Origin of the sequence: Planobispora rosea, assembly GCF_014648175.1 — a bacterium.
Lineage (GTDB): Bacteria > Actinomycetota > Actinomycetes > Streptosporangiales > Streptosporangiaceae > Planobispora > Planobispora rosea.
In genome coordinates, this window is the sequence record NZ_BMQP01000013.1 from 15,707 (window position 1) to 39,233 (window position 23,527).

A 23,527-nucleotide genomic window follows, 5' to 3' on the forward strand; every position below is an offset into this window, starting at 1 on the left:
CACTCGCCCAGCGTTCTCCCGCGGAAGGTCCGGGGGACCCGCGCCCGGACGGAGCGGTCAGCCTGCTCCGGCCGGGCGGGACCCCGATCAGCCGTAGTACTTCCTGGCCCCGTCGTGGAGCGGGACCGGCTCGGTCGTCGGCGCCTTCTCACGGGTGATGCTCTTGGCCGAGGGGTGGACCTTCTCCAGCTCCGCCTTGCGGTCGAAGATCAGCTTGGTCAGGCTCTCCGCGAGCGCCGCGTCCATCGACGAGTTCACCACGAGCAGGTTGGGGACCACGATCGTGGACACGTCGGCCGCGGTGGCGTAGACGTCCTTGCCGATCGTCCCCTGGGCGTAGACCTGGCCGTGCTCGGCCTGCATCTTCGGCAGCGAGGCGTCGAGCGGGACGAAGGCGACCTTCTCCTTCATGCTGGTGAACAGGTCGGTGATTCCCGGAGTGGGCAGGCCTCCCGACCAGATCAGGGCGTCCAGGCTGCCGTCCTTCATGCCCTGCACGCTCTCGGGCAGGCCCAGGGACTGGCGGGTGACGTCCTTGTCGGGGTCGAGCCCCGCCGCCCTGAGCAGGCGCAGCGCGATGACCTCGGTGCCGGAGTTCGGCGAGCCGGTGGAGACCCGCTTGCCCTTGAGATCGGCGATGGACTTCACGCTCGCCTCGGTGGTGGCGACGACCTGGGTGGAGTTGTCGTACAGCCGGGCGATGGCGCGGATCGGCTGGGGCGAGGTGAAGGCGCCCTTGCCCGCGATCGCGTCGGCCGCGGAGTCGGCGAGGGTGAAGGCGATGTCGGAGTCGCCCCTGACGACCCGCTGGATGTTCTCCACCGAGGCGCCGGTCGCCTCGGCCGTCGCCTGGTAGCCGGGGAGGTTCTTGCTGATCTGGTCGGCCAGGCCGCCGCCGAGGACGTAGTAGACGCCGGTGGTGTTGCCGGTGGCGATCGACAGGCGCTTGCCCCCGCCTCCGGCGCCTCCGGTGGCCGTCTGCTCGGCGGCCTGCTCGGCGGACCGGTCGCCGCCGCAGGCGCTGAGGGCCAGGATCCCCGCGGCCAGCAGGACGGTGAGACGTCTCATAGTCGAACCTCTCGTTTCACGGGAGGAAGCTCTCCCAAGGGGTGTGTCGTGGAGGATGTTCTGTCGAGCTGTCTATGGGGGACCCTCCTGCGCGGCGGGGTCCTCTCGAGGTGAAGGAGCGGCCTCCCGCACGGAGGGAGAACCTTCCGGCACGGAGGGGGAGCCCTCCGGCACGGAGCCGGGCGGGGAACCGCCCGGAGAGGCGCGCGGGGAGAGCCGGCGCAGCACGAGGTGGAGCACCACCGCCAGGGCGAGCACGCCCGCTCCCGCCAACACGGGTCCGGGCGACAGGAACAGCAGCAGGACGGCGGCCACACCGCACAGCGCCCGGACGGGCATCCCGGACCGGCCCGCCGGCCAGCCGCCGGTGACGGCGGCCAGCGCGGCCACGGCCAGCGCCGACGCCCCGGCGGCGAACAGGATCCCGCCCGCCGTCCCCTGGGCGAGCAGACCCGCACCGCCGGGCGTCAGCACGAAGGCGAAGGGCACCAGAAAGGCGGGGAGGGTGTACTTCCAGGTGGCCAGCATGGTGCGGTAGGCGTCACCGCCCGTGATGGCGGAGGCGGCGAAGGCCGACAGCGCCGTCGGCGGGCTCACCTCCGACAACACCGCGTAGTAGAAGATGAACATGTACGTCTCGGCGTCGCTGACGCCGAGGTTCTTCAGCGCGGGCGCGATGATGACCGCCGCGATCACGAAGGACGCGGTCACCGGTACGGCGAGGCCGAGCAGGAGCACCGCCAGCGCGCACATCAGCGCGGTGACCGCGAGCACGCCGCCGGAGACCCCGACGATCAGCGAGCTGGCCTTGAGCCCCAGGCCGGTGAGCGTGACGACGGCGACGATCATCCCGGCGGCGGCGCAGGTGACCGCGACCGGCAGCACCCCCATGGCGCCCGCGGCCAGGGCGCGGGCCGCCCGCAGGGGCGTGAGCCGGTGCTCGCGGTCGAGGAAGGAGAGCGCGAAGGCCAGCAGCGTGGCGTACACCACCGCGCGGAACGGCGACTGGCCCAGCGCCATCAGCACGACGATGACGAACAGCGAGCTGAAGTGGTAGCCGAAGCGCCGCAGCAACGGCCACAGGCGCGGCGCGTCGACGGCGACGGCGACGGCGACGGCGCGCGTGCCGTACCGGCGGGCGTCGATCTCGATCGCCAGGAAGATCCCCAGGTAGTACAGGAGGGTGGGGATCAGGGCGTAGATCAGCACCGTCAGGTAGCCGACCTCCATGTACTCGGCGATGATGAACGCCGCCGCGCCCAGCGTGGGCGGGGACAGGATCGCCCCGATGCCCGCCGCGGCGAGCACTCCCCCGCCCTGCTCGCGCGGGTAGCCCGCACGGCGCAGGATCGGCCAGGCGACGCTGCCGACGCTCACGGTCGTCGCGACCCCGGAACCGCTGACCGTGCCGAGCAGGAAGCCCGCCAGGGTCACCGTACGGCCCGGCGCGGCCCGCGAGCGCCGGAAGGCGGCCAGGGAGACGTCCACGAAGAACCGCCCCGCGCCGGAGTGGTCGAGGACGGCCCCGTAGATCGTGAACAGGATGATGTAGGTCGCCGCGACGTCCAGCGGCACGCCGTACACCCCGTCGGTGCCCATGACGAACGAGGCGAGGATCCGGTCGAGGTCGTAGCCGCGGTGCCCGAGCAGCCAGTCGAAGGGCAGGTAACCGCCGTAGTAGGCGTAGGCCAGGAACAGCAGGCAGACCGCGGGCAGGATCCAGCCGACGGTCCTGCGGCACGCCTCCAGGACCAGCAGGCAGATGACCGCCCCGGCGACCGTGTCGAGGACGGTGGGGTCGAACGTGCGCCGGATGAAGGCGTCGAAGACCGCCAGAGGGTAGACGCACGCCGCCAGGGAGAGCGCGGCCAGCGCCCAGTCGACGGCGCCCGGCCCGTTCCCGCCTTTGCGCCGGGGCTTGTAGCAGACGAAGACGAGCGGGAGCACGACCGCGAGGAACAGCATGCGGTACGGCAGGACGGAGCCCGGGAAGAACGTCCACCACAGGACGTAGAGCGAGAGCCCCAGCGCGATCAGGGTGACGGCCCGGGAGAGCGCGCCGGACAGGTGCCGGGCGGGCCGCTCGGCGTCGTACTCCGCGATGAGCGCCTCGGCTGAGGGCGGAGGTGCCGCTGTGGTGCCCGTCACACGCCACTCCCCGGATGAGCCGCCATGCCGTTGACGGCACCGTACTCGGGGGGCTGACACGGGGCCGTCAGAAAGAGATCACAACATGGTTACATGATCGTTTCCAGTGTCCCGGGGAGCCGCCGTCAGCCGCCCGAGGTGTCGAGCTCGGCGTCCGCGCAGGGCACGGCGAGGTCGTAGGGGTCGTCCAGCCAGCCGGCGGGCAGGTGGACGCGGTCACGGGCGTGGGTCTTGCCGCGCGGGGTGTCCACCACCCCGTCCGGCCAGGGCTGCGCGGCGTCCAGCTCGGCCAGTCCCTCGCGCAGCTCGGCGAGGGTGTTCGAGGTCGCCAGGCGACGGCGCAGCTCGGCGCCGACGACGAAGCCCTTGAGGTACCAGCCGACGTGCTTGCGGAAGTCGGTCACGGCGTGCTGCTCACTGCCGAAGCTCTCGGTCAGCAGCGTGGCGTGCCGGTCCATGGTCGCGGCGACCTCGCCCAGGGACGGCCGGGCCCGCTCCGCGCTCCCCTCGCACACGGCGGCCAGGTCGCGGAAGAGCCAGGGGCGGCCCAGGCAGCCCCGGCCCACCACGACCCCGTCGCACCCGGTCGACTCCATCATCCGCAGCGCGTCGTCGGCGCTCCAGATGTCGCCGTTGCCGAGCACCGGGATCTCGGTGACCGCCTCCTTCAGCCGCGCGATCGCCTCCCAGTCGGCCGTCCCGCCGTAGTGCTGGATCGCGGTACGGCCGTGCAGCGCGATCGCGGCGACCCCCTCCTCCGCCGCGATCCGCCCGGCGTCCAGGTAGGTCAGGTGGTCGTCGTCGATGCCCTTGCGCATCTTCATGGTCACCGGGAGCGTCCCGGCGTTGCGCACGGCCTCGCGCAGGATCGCGCGGAGCAGGTTCCGCTTGTACGGCAGCGCGGACCCGCCGCCGCGCCGGGTCACCTTGGGCACCGGGCAGCCGAAGTTGAGGTCGACGTGGTCGGCCAGGCCCTCCTCGGCGACCATCCGCACGGCCCGGCCGACGGTGACCGGATCGACCCCGTAGAGCTGGATGCTCCGGAACTTCTCCTCCGGCGCGAAGCGGATCATCTTGAGCGTCTTGGCGTTCCGTTCCACCAGCGCCCGCGTCGTGATCATCTCGCAGACGAACAACCCGCCGCCCTGCTCCCGGCAGAGCGTGCGGAAGGGCGCGTTGGTGATCCCCGCCATCGGCGCGAGGACGACCGGCGGCCAGACCTCCAGCGATCCCAGCTTCAACGACTCCACCTGGTGTTTCTACCGCACTCGGCCGGGTGGGACGAACCGGGTTCCGGCTGCGGGAACGCCACGGGGAACGCACGGTTACACACCTGTCCGGAAAACCCGCTAGAGTTCTCTCGTCGCCGCGGGAGGGAAACATCCGGCGGAAACACGCGGAAGTGGCTCAGGGGTAGAGCATCACCTTGCCAAGGTGAGGGTCGCGGGTTCGAATCCCGTCTTCCGCTCTGGGTTCACCCGAGGACGATTAGCTCAGCGGGAGAGCGCTTCCCTGACACGGAAGAGGTCACAGGTTCAATCCCTGTATCGTCCACCACACCGCACTGCGGACCAGGCCCGGCTTGGCCGACGAGAAGGCGGAGCCCCAGCTCTTGATCGTGAGCTGGGGTTTTTTCCGTTCCCGATCGTTCCGGATCGCCGACGGCGCCGCCGACCCCGTCCCTGAGTTCACGCCGCACGGCCCCGAGGCCTCGACCGGCTTCGCGGAGGCGCTCCGAACCGTCCACAGGGCTCCCGACTTCACCTCGACATGATCCGAACTCATGTTCGCTATTTCACAGACACTCATCGACACGGAGAGTAAAGTTCCCACTACCCTCAGAAAGGGCGGAAGGAGAACTGTGCCCCCCGGTCACCAGCACGAGATGCCTCTGGAGATGGCGAGACGCCGACCCATCTTCGCCCTGGAGCTCCTCGCCCTCGGCCTGCGCGCCACCGCCGACGGCTACCACGACGCCCGTCTCGAATCGGTCGAGCTCAACGAACGTCTGCCCGCCGAATACCTCGCCGACTCCGTCATTTCCCTGCAAGGCCCCGATGGCAACCGCCGCTTCCTCATCGTGGAGGTCCAGCGCGCCTGGGACAATCGCAAGGTCTGGTCCTGGGCCGCCTACGTCGGCGGCCTCATGGGCCGCCACCACTGCGCCGTCATCCTCATCGTGATCTGTTTCACCAAAGCCGTCGCCGCCCGCTACGACCGGCCCATCGCGCCCCCGGACTCGTGCATGCTGCTGTGTCCCATCGTCGTCGGCCCCGATCAGTTCCCTCTGCCCGGCTGCGCCGAGGACGTCCTGGCCTCCCCCGAGGTCGCCGTCCTGAGCGCCATCACCCACCCCGACGACCTCGACATCGTGACCACCGGCAGCAACAGCTCCCCGGGCCGGTCCGTGCGCAACTGGAGGAGATCATGAGCACCATGACCCCGGACACCGAGAGCCATTTCGAGCGGCTCATGCGAAGGCGTGAGGCCATCGCCGAAGCACGGGCCGAAGCACGGGCCGAAGCACGGGCCGAAACACGGGCCGAAACACGCGTAGGGGCGGAGATGGTGATCGCCGTCCTGGAGGCCCGCGGGTTCGTCCCGGACGCCGCCCAGCGGGAGCGGATCACCTCCTGCACTGATTTCAGCCTGCTGACCACCTGGGTGACCCGCGCGGCGACCGCCACCGACATGGCCGAGGTGTTCGACGACCGCTGAGGGCCGCTCCACAGCTCAGCGCGCCGTACGGGCTTCCCTCCGGATCCCGCTTGGGATAGACCGGGTCCCATGACGGATCTCAGCCGTGTGAGCGCGTGGATCGACGGATACGTCAAAGCGTGGAACTCCAACGATCCGGAGCACATCGGCGCCCTGTTCACCGAGGACGCCGAGTACTACACCGCCCCGTTCGACCCGCCGTGGCGCGGCCGCAGGGAGATCGTCTCCCGCTGGCTGGAGAGGAGGGACGAGCCCGGCGAGACCACGTTCGAGTGGTCTCCGGTGAGCGTCACCGACGAGGTGGCGATCATCCGGGGAACCACGGCCTACCCGGACCTGACCTACAGCAACCTGTGGGTGATCCGGCTCGACGCCGACGGCCGCTGTCGCGAGTTCACCGAGTGGTGGATGAAGCATCCGAAGAGCCGCACCCGGTAGGACCAGACCTGGTCTCCCGCTCCGTCCGCCGGGGACCGCTCCCGCCCGGAGCGGAGCCGTTCCCGTACCGGACCGTTCCGGGCGGGCGGACACGCCGTTGGGCCCGCCCGCCCGGCCGGTGGCTCAGTCGGCGATGTAGCTGATCGAGCGGACCTCGTAGCCGGTGGTCTTCGAGCCGCGGACGTGCATGAACATGGCGCCGCCCTCGTAGGAGTAGGCGCACGAGTACCCCTTGGGCTCCGAGGAGCAGCCCTGGAAGGTGTGGGCCACGCCCTTCGGGTCGTACTTCACCCGGAACAGCTTGTTCGCGACGCCCGTACGGGCGGCCTCCAGTCCCTGGTAGCGGTCGTTGCGCTTCCAGGCCGCGAACAGGTGCTTGGCGGCGGTGGACGGCTTGGTGAAATGGCGTGACCGGTAGACCTTGGTCACCTTCGACCCGGACACGACCATCGCGAAGCCGTCGAGCCCGCCGGGCACGTTCACGCTCGTGTGCACGAACCGGCAGACGTTGCCGGAGCATCCGGCGAACTTGTCCGGGTCGCGGTAGACGTAGGAGAAGACGGCCTTCACGGCAGACGGGGTCGCCACCTTGGCAGCGGCGTGGCGGTCTCTGCGCACCCACGCGTCGAACAGCTTGCCGGACACTTTGGCCGGCGTCGGCGCGGTGGCCGAGGCCTGCGCCGGGGCCGGGACCGGGGCCGCCGCCTGGGCGGAGGCGGGAGCGGACGGGAACAGCAGCGCGGCGCTCGCCGCGGCCGCGGCACCACCGAGAACAAGTCGTCTGGACACGCCCCGAACGTTAGAGGCAGCGGCTTGCACCCGGGTTATCCCCCGCTTGCAACCCCTTCTCCAGCCTGTACGGACACCGGTCGGCAAGCCGTGCCCGGGGTGCGGAGACGGGATCGCGGCATGATCCGGCGCGGCGTAGGTTCGGGGACGGAGCTGTGATCACGAAATTCGGAGGATGACTGTGAGCCGTTCCTACGTGGTGACGGGTGGAGGACGCGGTATCGGCAGGGCGGTGGTCGAACGACTGCTCGGTGACGGCGGGACCGGCGGCGTGGTCGCGATCGAACGGGACCCGGACGCCCTCACCTGGGTGAAGGCCCACCCCGCCGGTTCCCGCGTCAGGGCCGTGATCGGTGACGCCGGTGACGAGGCCGTCACCGAACGGGCCGCCGACGCCGCGCAGGAGGCGGGCTCCCTCACCGGCTGGGTCAACAACGCGGCGGTGTTCCGGGACGCCTCAATCCACTCGGACTCCACCCGCGTTCTGCTCGACCTCATCTCGGCCAACCTCACCCCCGCCGTCACCGGCTGCGCGACGGCGATCCGCCGTTTCCTGGCGGCGGGGACGGGCGGGGCGATCGTCAACGTGTCCTCGCACCAGGCCCGGCGGGCGGTGCCGGGCTGCACGCCGTACGTCACGGCCAAGGCCGCGGTCGAGGGGCTGACCCGCTCGCTCGCCGTCGAGTACGGTCCCCGCGGCGTCCGTGTCAACGCCGTCGCCCCGGGCTCGGTCCGCACCGAGCGCTACGACGAGTTCCTGGCCGGGCAGGGCCCTCACGCCGCCGCGGAGATCGAGCGGGAGATGGGCCTGCTGCACCCGCTCGGCCGGGTGGCCCGCTCCGAGGAGGTCGCCGCCGCGATCGTCCACCTCCTCTCCGAGGACGCGGGCTTCATCACCGGCGCCACCGTCCCCGTCGACGGCGGCCGTTCGGTCCTCGCCCGCGACCCCGAAGCCCACGACCCGGAAGCCCGCGACCCGGAAGCCCGCGACCCGGAAGCCCGCGACCCGGAAGCCCGCGACCCGGAAGCCCGCGACCCCAAGGACCATGCCCCCAAGGCCCACGACTCGTAGGCCGTCCCTCACCGGCGGGTCGTCTCCCGTCTCGGACGGGCGTTGCGCAGGCGGATGCCGCTCCAGCCCAGAGAACTGCCGGTCACCGCGTCCCAGAACTCCCACAGGTTGTCCAGGAGCCTCAGCTGGATCCCGGCCCGCTCGTGCAGGCCGAGCAGGTCGCCGACCGGTTCGGGCGGGCCGAGCGGCTCGACGGGCTCGGTGGCGACCACGGCGTTCGGCGCCGGCTCACCGATCGGGACGAACTTCTCCGCGGGCAGGCGGTAGGCGTACAGGCGCACGTTCAGGAACGCCTCCAGCCAGCCGTATTCGATCACGTGGACCCGCCGCCCGCAGCCGGGCCCGATGATCCGTTCCCGGTCGGCGTCCGTCGTCTCCGGGACGGTCCAGGCCATGGCGCGCGGGCACTGGCGCGGGAACCAGTAGTCGGGGCAGCGGCCGGCGTCCACCGCCCACACGTACGACTCCGGCTGCTGCACCGTGGCCGCCACGTGCGGGACGAACCGGGTGATCGTCGGATCCTCGGAGAAGTGCAGCACCTGGCCGGGATCGGGTCGCATGATCCCGTGTCTATCACTTTCATTCCCGGGTACGGACTCTCCCCCCCGCGTCGATCCGCCGTTAATCCGTTGCCCGGCCCGGGGCCGGTTCGCCACGCTGATCGCCATGAACGTGCCCTACCGGCAGATCCGCGCCGCCTACACGGAGAACACGATCACCGTCTACCAGGCCTACGACCCGGCCGTCGCCGGGCCCGCCGTCGCGGCGCAGCGGTTCGTCCCGCCGTTCACGCGGGAGCGGATGACCTGGATCAAGCCGTCGTTCCTGTGGATGATGTACCGCTGCGGCTGGGCTGCCAAGCCCGGTCAGGAGATTCACGCCGCCCTCCGGGCCCATGACCGCGAGCGCGCGACGAGCCTGCTCCCGGACGAGCAGCCCTATCCGCTCCCCGTTCCCCTCGCCCGGACCGTCCAGGCCACCGCCGATGATCCCCTCTGACCTGCGCGCCCTCGTCCGGGAAGACGGGCCCTTCCTCTCGGAGAGCAGGTCCGGCCTGCTGGAATGACGGCATGGGAGTCCTGGAGGTGGCGGTCCTCGTCGGGCTGCAGGGATCGGGCAAGAGCACCTTCTACCGCCGGGTGCTCGCGGCGACGCACGCCCACGTGAGCAAGGACGACTTCCCCAATGCCCGCAGGCGCCAGGAGCGTCAGCTCCGCCTGATCCACGAGGCGCTGGACGAGGGCCGCGACGTCGCGGTGGACAACACCAATCCTTCGGCGCAGGAGTGGCGGCCGCTCATCGGGGCCGCCAGGGAGCACGGGGCGCGGGTGATCGCCTACTGGTTCCCTCCGGACCTGCCGGGCTCGCTGGAGCGCAACGCCGTACGGGAGGGAAGGGCCAGGGTGCCCGAGGTGGGGGTCTTCGCCACGCTCAAGCGCCTGCGCCGCCCGCTCCTGGCCGACGGCTTCGACGCTCTGTTCACGGTCCGTCTCGACGGTTGCGGCGGCTTCGAGGTACGGCGGGACGCGGAACGGCCGTCCGCGGCCGGACACGGCCCCGCTCCCGCGCCGACCGCCTGGGTGACCCGGGCGGCGACGGCCATCGACACGGCCGACGGGTCCGGGGAACGCTGACAGAGAAGCGCCGATCCGGATGAGGACTCATCCGAGCGAGGCTCTTCGGCCAGATAGGTCGGATCTTTTTGCGGTTCCTCTATGAAGGACTATCCAGACCGAACACCTCGGCGAGCTCCAGCTGCAGGCAGGAGCGCAGGAGGCGGGGGGTCAGGCCGATGAGCCTGAGGTGACCGGAGACCGCGAGCAGGCGCCAGCGGATTCCGAGCAGGAGCGTCCAGCCCGCGCCGTCACAGGACTTAAGGGCGCGGGCGTCGAGAACGAGGAATCGGTGCCCCTGGTCCACCAGCTCGGTCAGCACCCGCCCGAGGTGGCAGGCCGTGGACATCGTCAGTTCTCCGACGAGGGTGACGACCGTCCGATCAGGCTCGGGTCCGATCAGAAGCTCCAGGCCCGCGGCGGACTCGGTGGCCGGCGGGGCGGCGGATGCGGTCTCCTCCGGCTGGGCGGCAAGCATGGCGTCCGGCAAGATGAGACTTCCCATAGATGACCAACTTCCTCGGACGGGCGGCAGAGCGGGGCGCTCTGCCGCGCTGGTGAGGGGTCGTCAGGCTGCTTACCCCGACATCATGGTATATCACCGTAAGTAGCGACCTAATTACCCATGAATATGGACACAAGACGCTATATCACCCCTCGCCGACCTCGGTGTAATGCCTGTGGGTCTCTCTCTGTACTACGTAACACGCACCGGCACCGTTCGGAATGGCCACAGCCTCCCACTCCCCTGCCCCTCCTCCGTGGAGCAAGATTCATCGGATGTGTGGTGAGGTCTCCCCCGAGAGGTACTGCCCGCCGCCCGGAACGGTGATCTCTCCGGCCGGCGGCCCGGCCGCGGCGGGGCGGTCGTTATCGTGGAGCGGTGCCTCCCGCCCTCCGCTCCCGCATCCCCGCCGCACTGGCGGCCCTCGCCACCGTCGCCGCCGGGCTGAGCCTGCGCGCGGCCACCGACGGATGGCTCGGCAAGTACGGCGGTGACGCCCTCTACACCGTGCTGATCTACACGCTGATCGTCTTCGTCCGGCCCCGTGTCACGCCGGTGCGGGCCGCGGCCGGGGCGCTCGCGTTCAGCTGGGCCGTGGAGTTCGCGCAGCTCACCCCGCTTCCCGCGGCGCTGTCCGAGGCGAGCACGCTGGCGCGGCTGGTGCTCGGCAGCACATTCGGGGCGGCCGACCTGGTCGCCTACGCCGCGGGAGCCGTCCTCGCCGCGGTCGCGCACCTGCCGCTGCGCCGTACCCCCGCCGTCGCACCCCCGCCGGTCGGCCGGACACCCTTTCCCACCGAAGAGACCGGATAACCTGCACCATGCCCGAAGGACACACCATCCACCGCCTGGCCGCCGAGCACGCGCGGTTGTTCCGCGGCCGGACCGTCCGCGCCGAGAGCCCACAGGGCAGGTTCGCCGCCGGGGCCCTGCAGATCGACGGGCGCGTGCTCCAGGAGGCCGGCGCGCACGGCAAGCACCTGCTGCTCGGATTCGACGACGACCGGTGGCTCCACGTCCACCTCGGCATCTACGGCAAGTACACCCTCGCCCCCGCCCCGGCGCCCGCCCCCGTCGGGGAGGTACGGCTCCGCCTGACCGGCGGCGGGCACTACGCCGACCTGCGCGGCCCCAACACCTGCGAGCTGCTGGAGCCCGACGGGGTCAAGGCGCTGCACGCCCGGCTCGGCCCGGACCCGCTGCGCCCGGACGCCGACCCGGAGCCGGCCTGGCGGCGCGTCTCCCGCAGCCGCACCTCCATCGCCGCCCTGCTGATGGACCAGTCGGTGGTCGCGGGGGTGGGCAACATCTACCGGGCCGAGGTGCTGTTCCGGCAGGGCGTCGCCCCGGACACGCCGGGCCGGGAACTGACCCGCGAGCGGTGGGAGGCGATCTGGGCCGATCTGGTGCTCCTCATGACCGACGGCGTGCGGGCGGGCAGGATCGACACGGTACGGCCCGAGCACACGCCCGAGGCGATGGGCCGCCCGCCCCGGGTGGACGACCACGGCGGCGAGGTCTACGTCTACCGTCGCTCGGGCATGCCGTGCCTGGTCTGCGCCACCGAGGTCCGCACCGAGGCGCTCGCGGGCCGCAACCTCTTCTGGTGCCCCGGCTGCCAGGTCCCCGGCCGCCGGCTGACCTGATCGCCGCGGGCGGGTTCAGCGGGTTCAGCGGGTTCACAGCAGCCGCAGGGCGGCCTCGGCGGCCTCGACCGACTCACGGCGGGCGGGGACGAGCGGGAGCCGTACCGAGGCGGTGGGGATCCGGCCCCGTGCGTGCAGCACGCCCTTCAGGACGGTCGGGTTGGGCTCGGTGAACAGGCTCGCCGACATGGCCGACAGGCGGTGGCCGAGGGCGCGGGCGTGGGCGACGTCCCCGGCCCGCCACGCCCCGGCGAGTTCGACGAAGCGGGCGGTGTCCAGGTGGGCGGAGGCGAGGATGCCGCCGGGGGCGCCCAGGGCGAGCAGGGCGGAGAAGAACGGGTCGTCTCCGGCGAGGATCGCGAAGTCGGCGGGCGGGTCGGCCAGCAGGGCGACGGTGTCGGCGTCGACGCCGCCGACCGCGTGCTTGACCCCGGCGACCGTGGGGAGCCCGCCGATCTCGCGCATCGTGGCGGCGCCCACGGACTGGCCGGTCCGGTAGGGGATGTTGTAGACGACCAGCGGTACGGGGGTCTGCCCGGCCAGGGCGGTGAAGTGGGCGAGCACCCCGGCCTCGGAGGGACGGACGAACGACGGCACGGTGACCAGCGCGGCGTCGGCCTCGCCCTTGAGGGCGAGCAGCGCCTCGGCGGAGCCGCGTGTGTCACTCGATCCGGCCCCGACGATCAGCGTCGCCCCGTGTTCCCGGCACACCCGTCCGCAGATCTCGGTGACCGCCCGCCGTTCCTCCGCCGCGAGCGTGGCGACCTCCGCGGTGGTGCCGAGCGCGACCAGGCCCGCCGCCCCGCCGTCGAGTACGGCGTGCGCCAGGTCCTCGAGCGCGTCGGCGGCGATCTCGCCGTTCTCGGCGAAGGGGGTGATCAGGGGGACGTAGACACCGGAGAGATTCATGCTCCGAGCCTGACGGCCACCGACCGTGCAGGTCCAGTTCGCGTTTCTTTCTCAAACGTTAAGCTGGACTGATGCTCGATGTGCGACGGCTCCGCCTGCTCCGCGAACTCTCCCACCGGGGGACGATCGCCGCGGTGGCCGAGGCGCTGATGTTCACCCCGTCGGCGGTCTCCCAGCAGCTCGCCGCCCTGGAGCGGGAGGCCGGGGTGGCGCTGCTGGAGCGGACCGGCCGCCGGGTCGTGCTCACCCCGGCGGGGATCGCGCTGGTCGGGCACGCGGAGGCCGTACTGGAACGGCTGGAGCAGGCCGCGTCCGAGCTGGCCGCCGCCCGGACGGGCCTGGCCGGGACCATCCGGATCGGCGCCTTCCCCACGGCGACCCGGACCATCCTGCCCGCGGCCCTGGCCGCGCTGGGCCGGGAGCACCCGGCCCTGGAACCGATGGTCGACGAGATCGACCCCGCGGAGGTCGCCCCCCGGCTGCGCACCGGCGACCTGGACGTGGCCCTGGTCCACGAGTACGACTTCGTCCCCACCGAACCCGACCTCGCCCTGGACTCGCTCCCTCTCCTCGAAGAGCCCATGTACCTCGCCACCCCGGCCAACCCGGCTACGACGTCCACCGCGTCCACCGCGTCCACCGCGTCCGCCGCGTCCGCCGCGGCGCACGGTACGCTCCCCGCCTGCCGGGACGAGCCCTGGATCGTGTCCGCGCCGGGCACGCTCTGCCACGCGATGACCGTCCGCGCCTGCCAGGCCGCCGGGTTCGCCCCCCGGGTCCGGCACCACATCGACGACTTCGGCGCGGTCCTGGCGATGGTCGCGATCGGCCAGGGGGTGGCGCTGGTGCCGGAGCTGGGCGCGGCCGATCCGCCCGGGGGCGTCGACCTCACCCCGCTGCCCATGCGCCGCCGTACCCGGATCGCCTTCCGGCGCGGCGCGGGGGCTCACCCCGCGATCGCGGCCCTCACCGCCGCTCTGCGCGCGGGCGTCGGCCCGTCCGCGAACGCCCCCGGCCCGGCGGTCCCGGCTCCTCGGGTCTGAGCCGGTTCCGGAGGGTCGCGCCCGCCCAGGCGGACATCCCCGCGGCGGCGAGGGCGGCGACGGCCGCCCAGCGGCGCTGGCGGGTGACGCGGCGCTCGACCTCGGCGTAGGGAACGGTGCTGAAGGAGATCAGCTCGTAGCGGGAGGCGTAGCGGCCGGGCAGGGCGCGTTCCAGGAGGTGCTCGGCGCGCTTGCGGGCCAGGAACGCGCGGGAGGCGACCTTGTCGCGCATCTCCACGAAGTTGTCCAGGGCGAGGCGGGCGATGGTGTCGGTGTTGCCCTTGCGGCGGTTCTCGTACAGCAGCAGGGCGGCGGCGTAGTCGTCGCCGGTCTCCGCCAGGCAGCGATCCAGTTCGACGCAGTCCTCGAAGCCGCAGTTGGCGCCCTGGCCGTAGAACGGGACGATCGCGTGGGCGGCGTCGCCGATCAGGCCGACGACGGCGGCGCGGCCGAGGACCGTCCAGGGCTCGCAGCGTACGGTGACCAGGTGGCCGATCGGGTTGAGGGCGTAGTCGGCGGCCAGGTCCGGGATGAGGGCGTGGGCGTCGGGATAGTTCTCGGCGAAGGCCCGCTCCACCTTCGCCGGGGTGTCCAGCTCGGCGAGCTCCCGCTCGGGCCAGAACAGCGTGCAGGTGAAGGAGCGGTCCGGGTTGGGCAGGGCGATCATCATGGACCGGCCGCGCGGCCAGATGTGCAGCGCGCCGGGATCGAGGGCGAAGTCGCCGGCCCGCGCCGGGATGGTGAGCTCCTTGTAGCCGTAGTCCAGATACTCCTGGTGCAGGTTGAAGCCGGGCCGGGTCTGGAGCCGGGCCCGGACCGCGCTGCCCGCGCCGTCGGCACCGATGATCACTGGTGCGACCGCGGCGGCCGGCCCGCCGGGGGTGTCGAACTCCATCCGGCCGGTCTCCGGATCCAGGGTGGTGAGCCGGTGCCGGAAGCGGAGCCGTACCCCGGGGAAGGCGTCCACCGCGTCGAGCAGCGTGCGGTTCAGCGCGGACCGGCTGATGGAGTTGATCGCCCGGCGGCCGTCGGCGCTGTAGGGCTGGAAGCTGAGCGTGCCGTCGGGGGCGTGCATCATCCGGCCCGGCATGGGCAGCGCCGCCTTGAGCACGGTCTCGTCCAGGCCGACCCGGCGCAGGGCGTCGATGCCCCGCTCGGAGATCGCCAGGTTGATCGACCGGCTCCGTCCCGCGCCCGCCTCGCGCGGGTCGGGCCGCCGCTCGTAGAGCGTCACCGCGTGGCCGCGGCGGGCCAGGAAGCAGGCCAGCAGGCAGCCGACCAGGCCGGCGCCGACGACGGCCACCTCGGGGGCGCCGGTCGCAGGGGCGCCGACCCCGGGGGCGCCGGTCGAGGGGGGTCTCGCGGGGGGTCTCGCGGGGGGATCGTCCACTCTGCCACCTCACATGAGCGTGCGTGCCGTCCAGAGCTCGGGGAAGATCTCACGCCGCATGCTCCGCTCCAGCCAGGTCAGCCCGCTGGACCCGCCCGAGCCGGGCTTGGCGCCCATGGAGCGGCGCACCGCCATCAGGTGCCGGTAGCGCCAGTCGGAGAACTGCTCGGCCAGGTCGGTGAGCGCCTCGGCCAGGGGTGCGTGCGGCCCGCCGTACACCTCGGCCCAGACCGCCTCCACGCGGGGGTCGGGCTGGTAGTCGGCGGCGAAGTCGCGCTCGATCGCCTCTTTGGGGACGTCGTGGCCGTTGCGGGCCAGGAAGGCCAGCACCGAGTCGTACAGGCTCGGCCGGGACAGGGCCTCGACGAGTTCGGCGTAGGCCTCCGGGTTGCGGCGGTGCGGGCGGATGAGCGCCTCGGACTTGTTGCCGAGCAGGAACTCCACGTGGCGGTAGGCCGCCGACTGGAATCCCGACGCCTCACCCAGCGCGTCGCGGAAGTGGTTGAACTGCGCCGGGGTCAGCCAGCTGAGCGAGGCCCACGCGGCGTTGAGCGCCTCGAAGTGGCGGACCGTGCGTTTGATCGTCAGGATCGCGGCGTCGGCGTCGTCATCGTCGAGCTGCCGCTGGGCGAGCCGCCACTCCGATCGGAGGAGGCCGAAGTAGAGCTCCATCACCTGGGTGGTGACGAGGAAGGCGAGCTCCTCCGGGGCGTCGGTGACGGTGTGCTGGAGCCGGTGCAGGGTGGTGGTGCCGACGTACTCGTCATAGGGCGTGACGGAGTCGAACCCGAGCGTGGGCAGGCCCTCGTTGGCCCTGGCCCGCTCGGCCCGGTCCTGCTCGGTGCGCTGCTGGATGCCGTTCACTGGGTCGTCCTCCTTGCTCGTTCTCCCTACCCATCCTGGTCCGAATCAGTGATTCCGGAAATAATGCAAGAAAGGTGATTTTGCTGTTGACCTTCAGATCGCAAGGCGTCGGCGGCATCCGGGTTGCGGAGTGACGGAGCGTGACGATGGACGCGATGGACTGGGCCATCCTGGCCGAGCTGCAGGCCGACGCGCGGTTGTCCTACAGCGAGCTCTCCCGCCGGGTGCACCTGTCGGCCCCGGCGGTGGCCGAGCGGGTGCGGCGGATGGAGGAGTCCGGCGTGATCGTCGGTTACCACGCCCGGGTGGACCCGGCGCTGGCCGGGCGCGGGGTGGCGGCGCTGATCAGGATGTCGTGCTACGGGCCCCGGTGCGTGCTCCGCGACGAGCAGGCCCTGGCCTGGCCGGAGATCCTGGAGGTGCACCGGGTGACCGGGGAGACGTGCTGCCTGCTGCGGGTGGCGGCGGCGTCGATGACCGCGTTCGAGGAGCTGATCGACAGGCTCGCGCCGTACGGCCACCCGTCGAGCATGATGGTGCTCTCCAGTCCGGTCCCCTGGCGCCCGCTCACCGCCGCGGAGCGTTAGGGACGTCCGTCGGCGGCCGGCTCACATCCGGTAGTCGGCCATCGCCCCGGCGGTCGCGCGCCAGATCGGTGACGCGGGGTCGATGACGTCGAAGTGGTCGCCGGACATCTCCAGATACGTCACGTCGTCGTCCGCCGCCCGGGCGGCCCGCGCGTAGCGGCGCCCCAGGTCGATCAGGTCGAGGTCGTCACCGCCGCCCTGGACGATCAGCTGGGGCACCTTCAGCGGGAGGCGCTCCAGCGGGCTGGAGGCGGCGTAGGCGGCGGGCACCTCGGCGGCCGACCCGCCGAGGGCGGCGGCGACCGCGCCCGAGCTGAGGTGCCTGCGGTCGCCCTCCACCAGGTCGAGCACCCCGGCGAGGGAGACGGCCAGGGCGACCCGGTGGTCGTCGGCCGCCGCCCGCAGGGCGAGCTGCCCGCCCGCCGAGTGGCCCACCACCACGACCGGGCCCCGCGCCCGCCCTGCGGCCAGGGCGAGCGCCGCCGCCACGTCCTCGGTCGTGGCGGCCCAGCCGTGCAGGTCGGGGCGGCGGTATTCGACGTTCCACGACACGGCGCCGCGCTCCGCCAGATCCACGGCGAGCGCGTCCATCAGGTCGGCGCCCCAGATCGACCGCCAGTAGCCGCCGTGCAGGAGCACCACGGTCGGAGCCGTCCCCGGCCCCGGCTCCGGCCCCGTCCCCTGGACCGCCGGGGATCGCCGCGGGAACCGTACCTCCGCCCACTGGTCGGGGTCCGGACCGTAGGCGACCCGGCGGGCGGGCCACCGCAGCCGGTGGACGGCGTGGCGGATCGCCCAGGCCAGCCCCCAGACTCCCCGGCCGTGCAGGTGGGTGGGGCGTTCGGTCCCGGCTTCCCGGAGGGCCCCCTCGGAACCCGCCGGACGTCCGGGAGCGGAGCCGGCGTGTCCGGCAGCGGAAGCGGAGACGGCTCTGACCAGGTCGAGCCAGACGACGTGCGGGTGGGCGGGGATGAGGGCACGGGCCTCGGCCCGGGGGCCGGGCAGGACGACCAGGGGACCGGGAGCCTCCAGCGCGGCGCTCAGCGCGGGCAGGTCGGGGGCGGAGGAGACCGTTCCGCGGATGCCGAGGGCGGCGAACTCCCGGTCGGCGACCTCGGTGAGCAGCCGGAGATCAGCGGCCAGGTCAGGACCGGCGACAACCCGGAAGGCCGGAATGGACGAGGTCATCCGCCTATTCTGACCCACGCGGCCATGACCGGGAACGGACGCGGCGCGGTACGGGCCGTGGGATCACGGGCGGGGCGTGTAGGCCCGGATGAGGAGCTCCTCGGCGTCGTCGAGGTAGGACTCCAGGGCACGCTCGGCCTGCGCCGCGCGACCGGCCTCCATCAGGTCCGCCAGCTCCCGGTTGCGCGCCACGAACGGCTCGTGGAAGGCCCGGGGGTTGTCCATCACGTGGAAGACCAGGCGCAGCTCGGCCAGGAGGTGGCGCATGGTCTCGTCCAGGCGGGGGCTGCCGTTGAGCGCGGCCAGGGCCTGATGGAAGCGGATGTTCGCGGTGCCCACGTCCTGCCAGCGGCCCTCCTCGGCGGCCCGGGACGCGGCGGCGACCGCCTCCCTCATCGCGGCGAACGCCTCGCGGGGGGCGCCGGCGCCGCGCCGTACCGCGGCGCCCTCGATCACGCGGCGCACCCGGTAGAGGTCGGCCACGTCCTCGGCCGACAGCACGCGCACGAACACCCCGCGGTTGAGCCGGTGTTCCAGCAGCCGCTCGTGACCGAGCAGCCGGAAGGCCTCGCGCAGGGTGTTGCGGGAGACGTCGAGCGCCGCGCCGATGGCCTCCTCCGAGAGCCGCTGGCCCGGTGTGAACAGGCCGTCCGCGATGCGGTCACGCAGGATGTCGGCGACCCATTCGGCGGTGCTGCTGCGCCCGGGCCGGTCACGGTCGAGCTGGAGCTGCGCGACGGCGGTGTCCACCGCCCAACAAAATCAAGGAACAAGTCCCTTGTCCAATCGTTCAACAATTCTTATGTTGAAACTACCCTCACCGAAGGAGCGAGTGCGATGGCAGGCTCCCAGTCCAGGCGGGTCATCGTGGCCAGCCTGATCGGCACCTCACTTGAGTGGTACGACTTCTTCCTGTACGGCTCGGCCGCCGCCCTGGTCTTCGACAAGCTCTTCTTCCCGACCTTCGAACCCCTGACCGCGACGCTGCTGGCCCTCCTCACCTATGCCGTCGGGTTCGTCGCCCGGCCGCTGGGCGGTGTCGTGGCCGGGCACTTCGGCGACCGCGTCGGCCGCAAGAACGTGCTGGTGGCGACCCTGCTGCTGATGGGCATCTCGACCTTCCTCATCGGCCTGGTGCCCGGCTACGCGACGATCGGCGTGGCCGCCCCGCTGCTCCTGGTCGCGCTGCGCTTCCTGCAGGGTCTGGGCCTGGGCGGGGAGTGGGGCGGGGCCGTGCTGATGTCCATCGAGCACGGCGACCCGCGGCGGCGCGGTTTCAACGCCAGCTGGCCGCAGGTCGGCGTGCCCCTGGGGAACCTGCTCGCGGCGGGCGCGCTCGGTGTGCTGTCCGCGACGTTGTCCGAGGACGCCTTCCTCACCTGGGGCTGGCGGATCCCGTTCCTGCTCTCGGGCGTGCTGGTGGTCGTGGGCCTGTGGATCCGGCTCAGGATCGTGGAGTCGCCGCTGTTCGCGGAGGTCGAGCAGACCGGGCGCAAGGCGCGGATGCCGCTGCTGGAGGTGGTCCGCACCCACCCGCGCGAGCTGGCCTCGGCGTTCCTGGCGCGCATCGGCGTCGACGTCGCCTTCTACACGTTCGTCACCTACAGCCTGTCCTATGTCAGCACGACGCTGGGGCTGGACCGGAGCGTCGCGCTGAACGCCGTGCTGATCGGGTCGGCCGTCCAGCTGTTCCTCATACCGCTGTTCGGCGCGCTGTCGGACCGGGTGGGCAGACGCCCGGTCTACCTGGCGGGTGCCGCCGCGACGGCGATCTGGGTCTTCGCCTTCTTCCCGCTGCTGGACACGGGGTCCTTCCCGGTGATCGCCCTGGCGTCGATCGTGGCGCTGGCCTGCCACGCCGCGATGTACGGCCCGCAGGCGGCCTTCATCGCCGAGCTGTTCAGCACCCGGCTGCGCTACAGCGGCGCCTCGATGGGCTACCAGCTGGCCGGGATCGTCGGCGGGGCGCTGGCCCCGATCATCGCCCTGCAGCTGCTGGAGACCTTCGGCGTCACCCTGGCCATCTCCCTGTACGTGGTGGCGGCGCTGGCCCTGACCGCGGCCGGGCTCCTCATCGCCCCCGAGACCCGCGACGCCGATCTCACCGACGCCGGGGGGACGCCCACGGGGGCCGTCCCCCAGCAGATCTGAGTCCGGCCGCGGTCGCGGAACGGCTCCCGCTGCGCGGTCGCGGAGCGGGAGCAGTTCCGCGCCGCCGGCCTCTTTCCGTGGAAACCCCCGAAACGGGGGAATAGTTGTCAGCCGGAACTATCCCTAGCACTGGGACCTTTGAGGCGTTAGCGTCTGCGCATGCGTCCTGTTGAGATCTCCGGCAAGAGACTCGGCCTGCGGGAAGTGACGGTCGACGACATCGACGCGCTGCACGCCGTCTACGGAGATCCCGCCGCGACCGAGCACCTGCCGTTCGACCCGCGCACCCGCGAGGAGGTCGAGCAGATCGTCGCCGAGGCGGCCGAGGCCGCCGCCGCGACCCCCCGGCGGCTCTACGTGCTCGCGGTCACCGAGCGGGAGAGCGAGCAGGTCATCGGCGTCGCCCGGCTGCACATCGAGGCCGACCACCCGCACAGCGCCGAGATCGGGCTGGGCCTGCGTCCCGACCAGTGGGGCCGGGGCATCGGCACCGACCTCATCCGGCTGCTGCTGACGTTCGGTTTCCGGCACCTGCGCCTGCACCGCATCTGGGGCGCCCGCTCCCCCGCCAACACCGCCGCGCAGCTGGCGATGCTGGTCGCCGGGATGGTCGAGGAGGGCAGGATCCGGCACCACGTGCGGGCCCGCGGCGCCTGGCGCGACTCCATCGTCCACTCGGCGCTGGAGGACGAGTGGGAGGGTCACCGGGACGACTGACCGTCCCGCTCTCCGGGCCGCCCGATGTGTTCATCGAGGTGTCAGCGGGTTGTGACGGAATTGCTGTCGTTTTTGACAACGAAGCGGGTGAAATGGGCCTAGAGTTCGCGCGTGTGAGTGAAAGTTCCAGCCTCCCCGTGCGCGGGCGCGCCACCCGGCCCTCGGGCCGCCACCGCAGGCCCGTGCCCTCCCAGCTCCCGCCCGAGGCGCCCGCGCTGGTGCTGGCCGCCCCCGGCGACGCGTCGGGTCCCGCCGCCGAGCTCGCGTCCATGGTCCGCGTGGACAACCCGCAGATCGAGGTCCGCCTGGCCGGACTCGGCGGGGACGCCAAGGAGCTCACGTCCGAGCTGGAGGCCGCCGCCCGGACCCGCCCCGCCGACGGCGTGGCCGCCATCGTGGTACCGCTGCTGACCGGGCCGAACCCGGTCGCCGACCGGCTCATCGCCGGGGCGGTCGCGGAGAGCGGGGTGGCCGTGACCGTCACCTCGCACCTCGGGCCGCACCCGCTGCTCGCCGAGGCGCTGCACATCCGGCTGGCGGACAAGGGCCTCGCCCGGGCCGACCGGATGCGGCTGCTGAACATCTCCAGCCCGGTGGACGCGGTCATCCTCGCCACCGTCGGCGGCGAGAACGCCGCGGTGGAGGCGCAGCCCACGGCCGTGCTGCTGGCCTCGCGCCTGACCCTGCCCGTCCTGGTCGCCTCCCTGGACGGGCCGCCCACCGTCGCCGACGCGGCCGAGCGGCTGCGCGGCGTCGGCGCCGAACGGATCGCCCTGTCCCCCTGCCTGATCGGTCCCGAGGCCGACCCCGGTCTCGCGCCCGCCACGGCGGCGGCGGTCGGGGCCCAGTGCGCCGACCCGCTCGGCGCGCACGGGCTCATCGCGGACCTGGCGGCCCGCGCCTACGGGAGTGTGCTCGCCGAGGACTGAACCGTGCACCGCCGGGCGGGGGGCCGGACCACGCCGTACGGCCGTCAGCGCCGGGCCTTTGGCATGATTCGGGCATGACACGCGAACACCGCTACCGGCTCACGGTTTCCTGGACGGGGAACCGCGGCGAGGGAACCGCCGGCTACCGTGCCTACGGCCGTGACCACGAGGTCTCCGCCCCGGGTAAGGAGCCGCTGGCCGGGTCGTCCGACCCGGCCTTCCGGGGCGACCCGGCCAGATGGAACCCCGAGGAGCTGCTCGTCGCCTCACTCTCGCAGTGCCACATGCTCTGGTACCTGCATCTGTGCGCGTCCAACGGCGTCGTGGTCACCGGTTACACCGACGAGCCGGAGGGCGTCATGGTGGAGGACGCCGACGGCGCCGGGAACTTCCGCGAGGTCGTGCTCCGGCCGGCGGTGACCGTGGCCTCCCCGGAGATGGAGGACACGGCGCGGCAGCTCCACCACGAAATCCACAAATACTGCTTCATCGCCCGTTCGGTGAACTTCCCGGTCGTCCCGGAACCGACGATCCGGTCCGGGACGCCCGCTCACGACGGGACGAGCGACCGGTAGAGGTCCATCGTCCGCTCGGCGATCCGGGCCCAGGAGAAGTGCTCCACCGCGCGGGCCCGCCCGGCCCGGCCCATCCCGGCGGCGAGTTCCGGGTCGGCCAGCAGCCGGTTGACCCGCTCGGCCAGGTCGGCGGCGAAGCGGTCGGGGTCGTCCGGGGTGCCGTCCGCGGCGCTCTGCGCGATCGGCACCAGCAGGCCGGTCGAGCCGTCGGCCACGACCTCGGGGATGCCCCCGGTGGCCGTGGCCACCACGGCGGTCTCGCAGGCCATGGCCTCCAGGTTCACGATGCCCATCGGCTCGTACACCGAGGGGCAGACGAAGACGGTGGCGTTGGTGAGGATCTGGATCACCTCGGGGCGCGGGAGCATCTCCGAGATCCAGACGACGCCGTCCCGCTCCAGGCCCCGCACCAGCCCGGTCACCTCGGCGGCGATCTCGGGCGTGTCGGGCGCGCCCGCGCAGAGCACGAGCTGGGCGTCGGGATGGAAGTCCCGCGCGGCGTGCAGGAGGTGGACCAGGCCCTTCTGCCGGGTGATCCGGCCGACGAACACCACGTACGGCCTGCGCTCGTCGATGCCGTGCTTCTTCAGCACGTCGGTGCCGCGGTCGGGGGCGTACTCCACGGTGTCGATGCCGTTGTGGATCACCGAGACCCGCTCCGGGAGGATCTCCGGGTAGCAGGCGAGCACGTCCCGCCGCATGCCCTCGGAGACCGCGATGATCGCGTCCGCGCCCGCCAGCGCGGTCCGCTCGGCCCACGACGACAACGTGTATCCCCCGCCGAGCTGCTCGGCCTTCCACGGCCGGAGCGGCTCCAGGCTGTGCGTGGTGACCACGTGCGGCGTGCCGTACAGCAGTTTGGCGACGTGACCGGCGAAGTTGGCGTACCACGTGTGGCTGTGCACCAGGTCGGCGCCCTCGCACCCGGCGGCCATCTCCAGGTCCACGCCGAGCACCTGCAGGGCCGGGTTGGCCGCCTCCAGTGCGCCCGCCACCCGGTAGGACTCGACGCCCGGCTCGGTCCTCGGGGCGCCGAAGCAGCGGACGCGCGCGTCCGCCAGCCGTCGCAACTCCCCGGCGAGGTACTCGACGTGCACCCCCGCCCCACCGTAGACCTCGGGAGGGTATTCACGGCTCAGAAGATCGACGCGCATGAGCGCAGCATAGTGTTTCATGC

At 72.3% G+C, this 23,527-nt stretch carries 26 protein-coding genes, 2 tRNA genes and 1 pseudogene; 17 read left to right on the forward strand and 12 right to left on the reverse strand.

The genetic code is table 11. The features are described 5' to 3' along the window. Nucleotides 1-87: 87 nt before the first annotated feature. The 3 genes from IEZ08_RS14915 to dusB form a co-directional block, all read right to left on the reverse strand. Complete coding sequence (locus IEZ08_RS14915; RefSeq protein ID WP_068924332.1) at nt 88-1,068, reverse strand: TAXI family TRAP transporter solute-binding subunit; 981 nt, start codon at nt 1,066-1,068, stop codon at nt 88-90. Nucleotides 1,069-1,140: 72 nt separating this feature from the next. After that, nucleotides 1,141-3,216: a TRAP transporter permease gene (locus IEZ08_RS14920; RefSeq protein WP_203863256.1), complete on the reverse strand. Its 2,076-nt coding sequence runs from the start codon at nt 3,214-3,216 to the stop codon at nt 1,141-1,143. 125 nt (nt 3,217-3,341) lie between these two features. Continuing rightward, on the reverse strand, nt 3,342-4,466 hold the full coding sequence (gene dusB, locus IEZ08_RS14925; protein WP_068924333.1) for a tRNA dihydrouridine synthase DusB: 1,125 nt from the start codon (nt 4,464-4,466) through the stop codon (nt 3,342-3,344). 146 nt (nt 4,467-4,612) lie between these two features. Here dusB and IEZ08_RS14930 point away from each other — a divergent pair. The 6 genes from IEZ08_RS14930 (at nt 4,613) to IEZ08_RS14955 (ending at nt 6,372) form a co-directional block, all read left to right on the forward strand. Then, nucleotides 4,613-4,684, forward strand: a tRNA-Gly gene (locus tag IEZ08_RS14930). A 14-nt stretch (nt 4,685-4,698) separates the two neighbouring features. After that, a tRNA-Val gene (locus IEZ08_RS14935) sits at nt 4,699-4,773 on the forward strand. A 25-nt stretch (nt 4,774-4,798) separates the two neighbouring features. Further along, nucleotides 4,799-4,990 carry a hypothetical protein gene (locus IEZ08_RS14940; protein ID WP_068924334.1) on the forward strand — a complete coding sequence of 64 codons (192 nt, stop codon included), beginning with the start codon at nt 4,799-4,801 and terminating at the stop codon, nt 4,988-4,990. 123 nt (nt 4,991-5,113) lie between these two features. Next, entirely contained in the window at nt 5,114-5,647 is a 534-nt protein-coding gene (locus IEZ08_RS14945; RefSeq protein ID WP_141704118.1) for a hypothetical protein, read from the forward strand. Further along, nucleotides 5,644-5,934, forward strand: a complete 291-nt coding sequence (locus IEZ08_RS14950) for a hypothetical protein (protein ID WP_189242337.1) — start codon at nt 5,644-5,646, stop codon at nt 5,932-5,934. Before IEZ08_RS14945 ends, IEZ08_RS14950 begins: the two co-directional genes overlap by 4 nt. Nucleotides 5,935-6,003: 69 nt before the next feature. Next, on the forward strand, nt 6,004-6,372 hold the full coding sequence (locus IEZ08_RS14955; protein WP_068924336.1) for a nuclear transport factor 2 family protein: 369 nt from the start codon (nt 6,004-6,006) through the stop codon (nt 6,370-6,372). A 123-nt stretch (nt 6,373-6,495) separates the two neighbouring features. Here the strand turns inward: IEZ08_RS14955 and IEZ08_RS14960 are convergent, their stop codons facing one another. Further along, a complete protein-coding gene (locus tag IEZ08_RS14960) occupies nt 6,496-7,161 on the reverse strand; it encodes a hypothetical protein (RefSeq protein ID WP_189242338.1) in 666 nt (221 codons plus the stop codon). Nucleotides 7,162-7,324: 163 nt separating this feature from the next. Here IEZ08_RS14960 and IEZ08_RS14965 point away from each other — a divergent pair. Then, nucleotides 7,325-8,233 (forward strand): annotated as a pseudogene (locus IEZ08_RS14965) (SDR family NAD(P)-dependent oxidoreductase); the annotation flags it as partial. An 8-nt stretch (nt 8,234-8,241) separates the two neighbouring features. Here IEZ08_RS14965 and IEZ08_RS14970 read toward each other — a convergent pair. After that, nucleotides 8,242-8,793, reverse strand: a complete 552-nt coding sequence (locus IEZ08_RS14970) for a DUF6886 family protein (RefSeq protein WP_068924339.1) — start codon at nt 8,791-8,793, stop codon at nt 8,242-8,244. A gap of 106 nt (nt 8,794-8,899) precedes the next feature. On the opposite strand from IEZ08_RS14970, the gene IEZ08_RS14975 reads away from it, so the two are divergent. Continuing rightward, a complete protein-coding gene (locus IEZ08_RS14975; protein WP_084780319.1) occupies nt 8,900-9,232 on the forward strand; it encodes a DUF4291 family protein in 333 nt (110 codons plus the stop codon). A gap of 71 nt (nt 9,233-9,303) precedes the next feature. Further along, entirely contained in the window at nt 9,304-9,867 is a 564-nt protein-coding gene (locus IEZ08_RS14980; protein ID WP_068924340.1) for an ATP-binding protein, read from the forward strand. Nucleotides 9,868-9,946: 79 nt separating this feature from the next. Here IEZ08_RS14980 and IEZ08_RS14985 read toward each other — a convergent pair whose 3' ends face one another. Further along, entirely contained in the window at nt 9,947-10,351 is a 405-nt protein-coding gene (locus IEZ08_RS14985) for an STAS domain-containing protein (RefSeq protein WP_068924341.1), read from the reverse strand. A gap of 378 nt (nt 10,352-10,729) precedes the next feature. On the opposite strand from IEZ08_RS14985, the gene IEZ08_RS14990 reads away from it, so the two are divergent. Beyond that, nucleotides 10,730-11,164, forward strand: coding sequence for a ribosomal maturation YjgA family protein (locus IEZ08_RS14990; protein ID WP_068924342.1), 435 nt, complete (start codon nt 10,730-10,732; stop codon nt 11,162-11,164). Nucleotides 11,165-11,172: 8 nt separating this feature from the next. Beyond that, nucleotides 11,173-11,997, forward strand: a complete 825-nt coding sequence (locus IEZ08_RS14995) for an Fpg/Nei family DNA glycosylase (protein ID WP_068924343.1) — start codon at nt 11,173-11,175, stop codon at nt 11,995-11,997. 33 nt (nt 11,998-12,030) lie between these two features. Here IEZ08_RS14995 and IEZ08_RS15000 read toward each other — a convergent pair whose 3' ends face one another. After that, nucleotides 12,031-12,906, reverse strand: a complete 876-nt coding sequence (locus tag IEZ08_RS15000; RefSeq protein WP_189242339.1) for a dihydrodipicolinate synthase family protein — start codon at nt 12,904-12,906, stop codon at nt 12,031-12,033. Between the two features lie 71 nt (nt 12,907-12,977). Here IEZ08_RS15000 and IEZ08_RS15005 point away from each other — a divergent pair, with 71 nt between their 5' ends. Next, the gene (locus IEZ08_RS15005) at nt 12,978-13,949 is read left to right on the forward strand and encodes a LysR family transcriptional regulator (protein ID WP_189242340.1); all 972 of its coding nucleotides are present in this window, start codon (nt 12,978-12,980) and stop codon (nt 13,947-13,949) included. On the opposite strand, the gene IEZ08_RS15010 is transcribed toward IEZ08_RS15005, so the two are convergent. Then, complete coding sequence (locus IEZ08_RS15010; RefSeq protein ID WP_084780321.1) at nt 13,873-15,339, reverse strand: FAD-dependent oxidoreductase; 1,467 nt, start codon at nt 15,337-15,339, stop codon at nt 13,873-13,875. The two genes, IEZ08_RS15005 and IEZ08_RS15010, sit on opposite strands and share 77 nt — an antisense overlap. A gap of 9 nt (nt 15,340-15,348) precedes the next feature. After that, the gene (locus IEZ08_RS15015) at nt 15,349-16,203 is read right to left on the reverse strand and encodes a tryptophan 2,3-dioxygenase (protein ID WP_068924347.1); all 855 of its coding nucleotides are present in this window, start codon (nt 16,201-16,203) and stop codon (nt 15,349-15,351) included. A 146-nt stretch (nt 16,204-16,349) separates the two neighbouring features. Between IEZ08_RS15015 and IEZ08_RS15020 the strand changes: the two genes are divergently transcribed. Beyond that, nucleotides 16,350-16,790 (forward strand): Lrp/AsnC family transcriptional regulator, encoded by a 441-nt coding sequence (locus tag IEZ08_RS15020; protein ID WP_068924348.1) that lies wholly within the window; start codon nt 16,350-16,352, stop codon nt 16,788-16,790. Between the two features lie 21 nt (nt 16,791-16,811). Here IEZ08_RS15020 and IEZ08_RS15025 read toward each other — a convergent pair whose 3' ends face one another. Both IEZ08_RS15025 and IEZ08_RS15030 read right to left on the reverse strand, forming a co-directional pair. Next, nucleotides 16,812-17,978: an alpha/beta hydrolase gene (locus IEZ08_RS15025; protein WP_068924349.1), complete on the reverse strand. Its 1,167-nt coding sequence runs from the start codon at nt 17,976-17,978 to the stop codon at nt 16,812-16,814. Between the two features lie 63 nt (nt 17,979-18,041). Then, nucleotides 18,042-18,728, reverse strand: a complete 687-nt coding sequence (locus IEZ08_RS15030; RefSeq protein WP_068924350.1) for a GntR family transcriptional regulator — start codon at nt 18,726-18,728, stop codon at nt 18,042-18,044. 87 nt (nt 18,729-18,815) lie between these two features. Between IEZ08_RS15030 and IEZ08_RS15035 the strand changes: the two genes are divergently transcribed. From IEZ08_RS15035 to IEZ08_RS15050, 4 genes are all read left to right on the forward strand, one after another. Next, complete coding sequence (locus IEZ08_RS15035; protein WP_189242341.1) at nt 18,816-20,129, forward strand: MFS transporter; 1,314 nt, start codon at nt 18,816-18,818, stop codon at nt 20,127-20,129. Nucleotides 20,130-20,288: 159 nt separating this feature from the next. Further along, on the forward strand, nt 20,289-20,846 hold the full coding sequence (locus IEZ08_RS15040) for a GNAT family N-acetyltransferase (protein WP_068924352.1): 558 nt from the start codon (nt 20,289-20,291) through the stop codon (nt 20,844-20,846). A 113-nt stretch (nt 20,847-20,959) separates the two neighbouring features. Further along, a complete protein-coding gene (locus tag IEZ08_RS15045) occupies nt 20,960-21,775 on the forward strand; it encodes a sirohydrochlorin chelatase (RefSeq protein WP_229803124.1) in 816 nt (271 codons plus the stop codon). 74 nt (nt 21,776-21,849) lie between these two features. After that, entirely contained in the window at nt 21,850-22,350 is a 501-nt protein-coding gene (locus IEZ08_RS15050; protein WP_068924354.1) for an OsmC family protein, read from the forward strand. On the opposite strand, the gene glgA is transcribed toward IEZ08_RS15050, so the two are convergent. Next, complete coding sequence (gene glgA / locus IEZ08_RS15055; protein WP_176728544.1) at nt 22,326-23,504, reverse strand: glycogen synthase; 1,179 nt, start codon at nt 23,502-23,504, stop codon at nt 22,326-22,328. The genes IEZ08_RS15050 and glgA overlap by 25 nt on opposite strands. Nucleotides 23,505-23,527 lie beyond the last annotated feature (23 nt).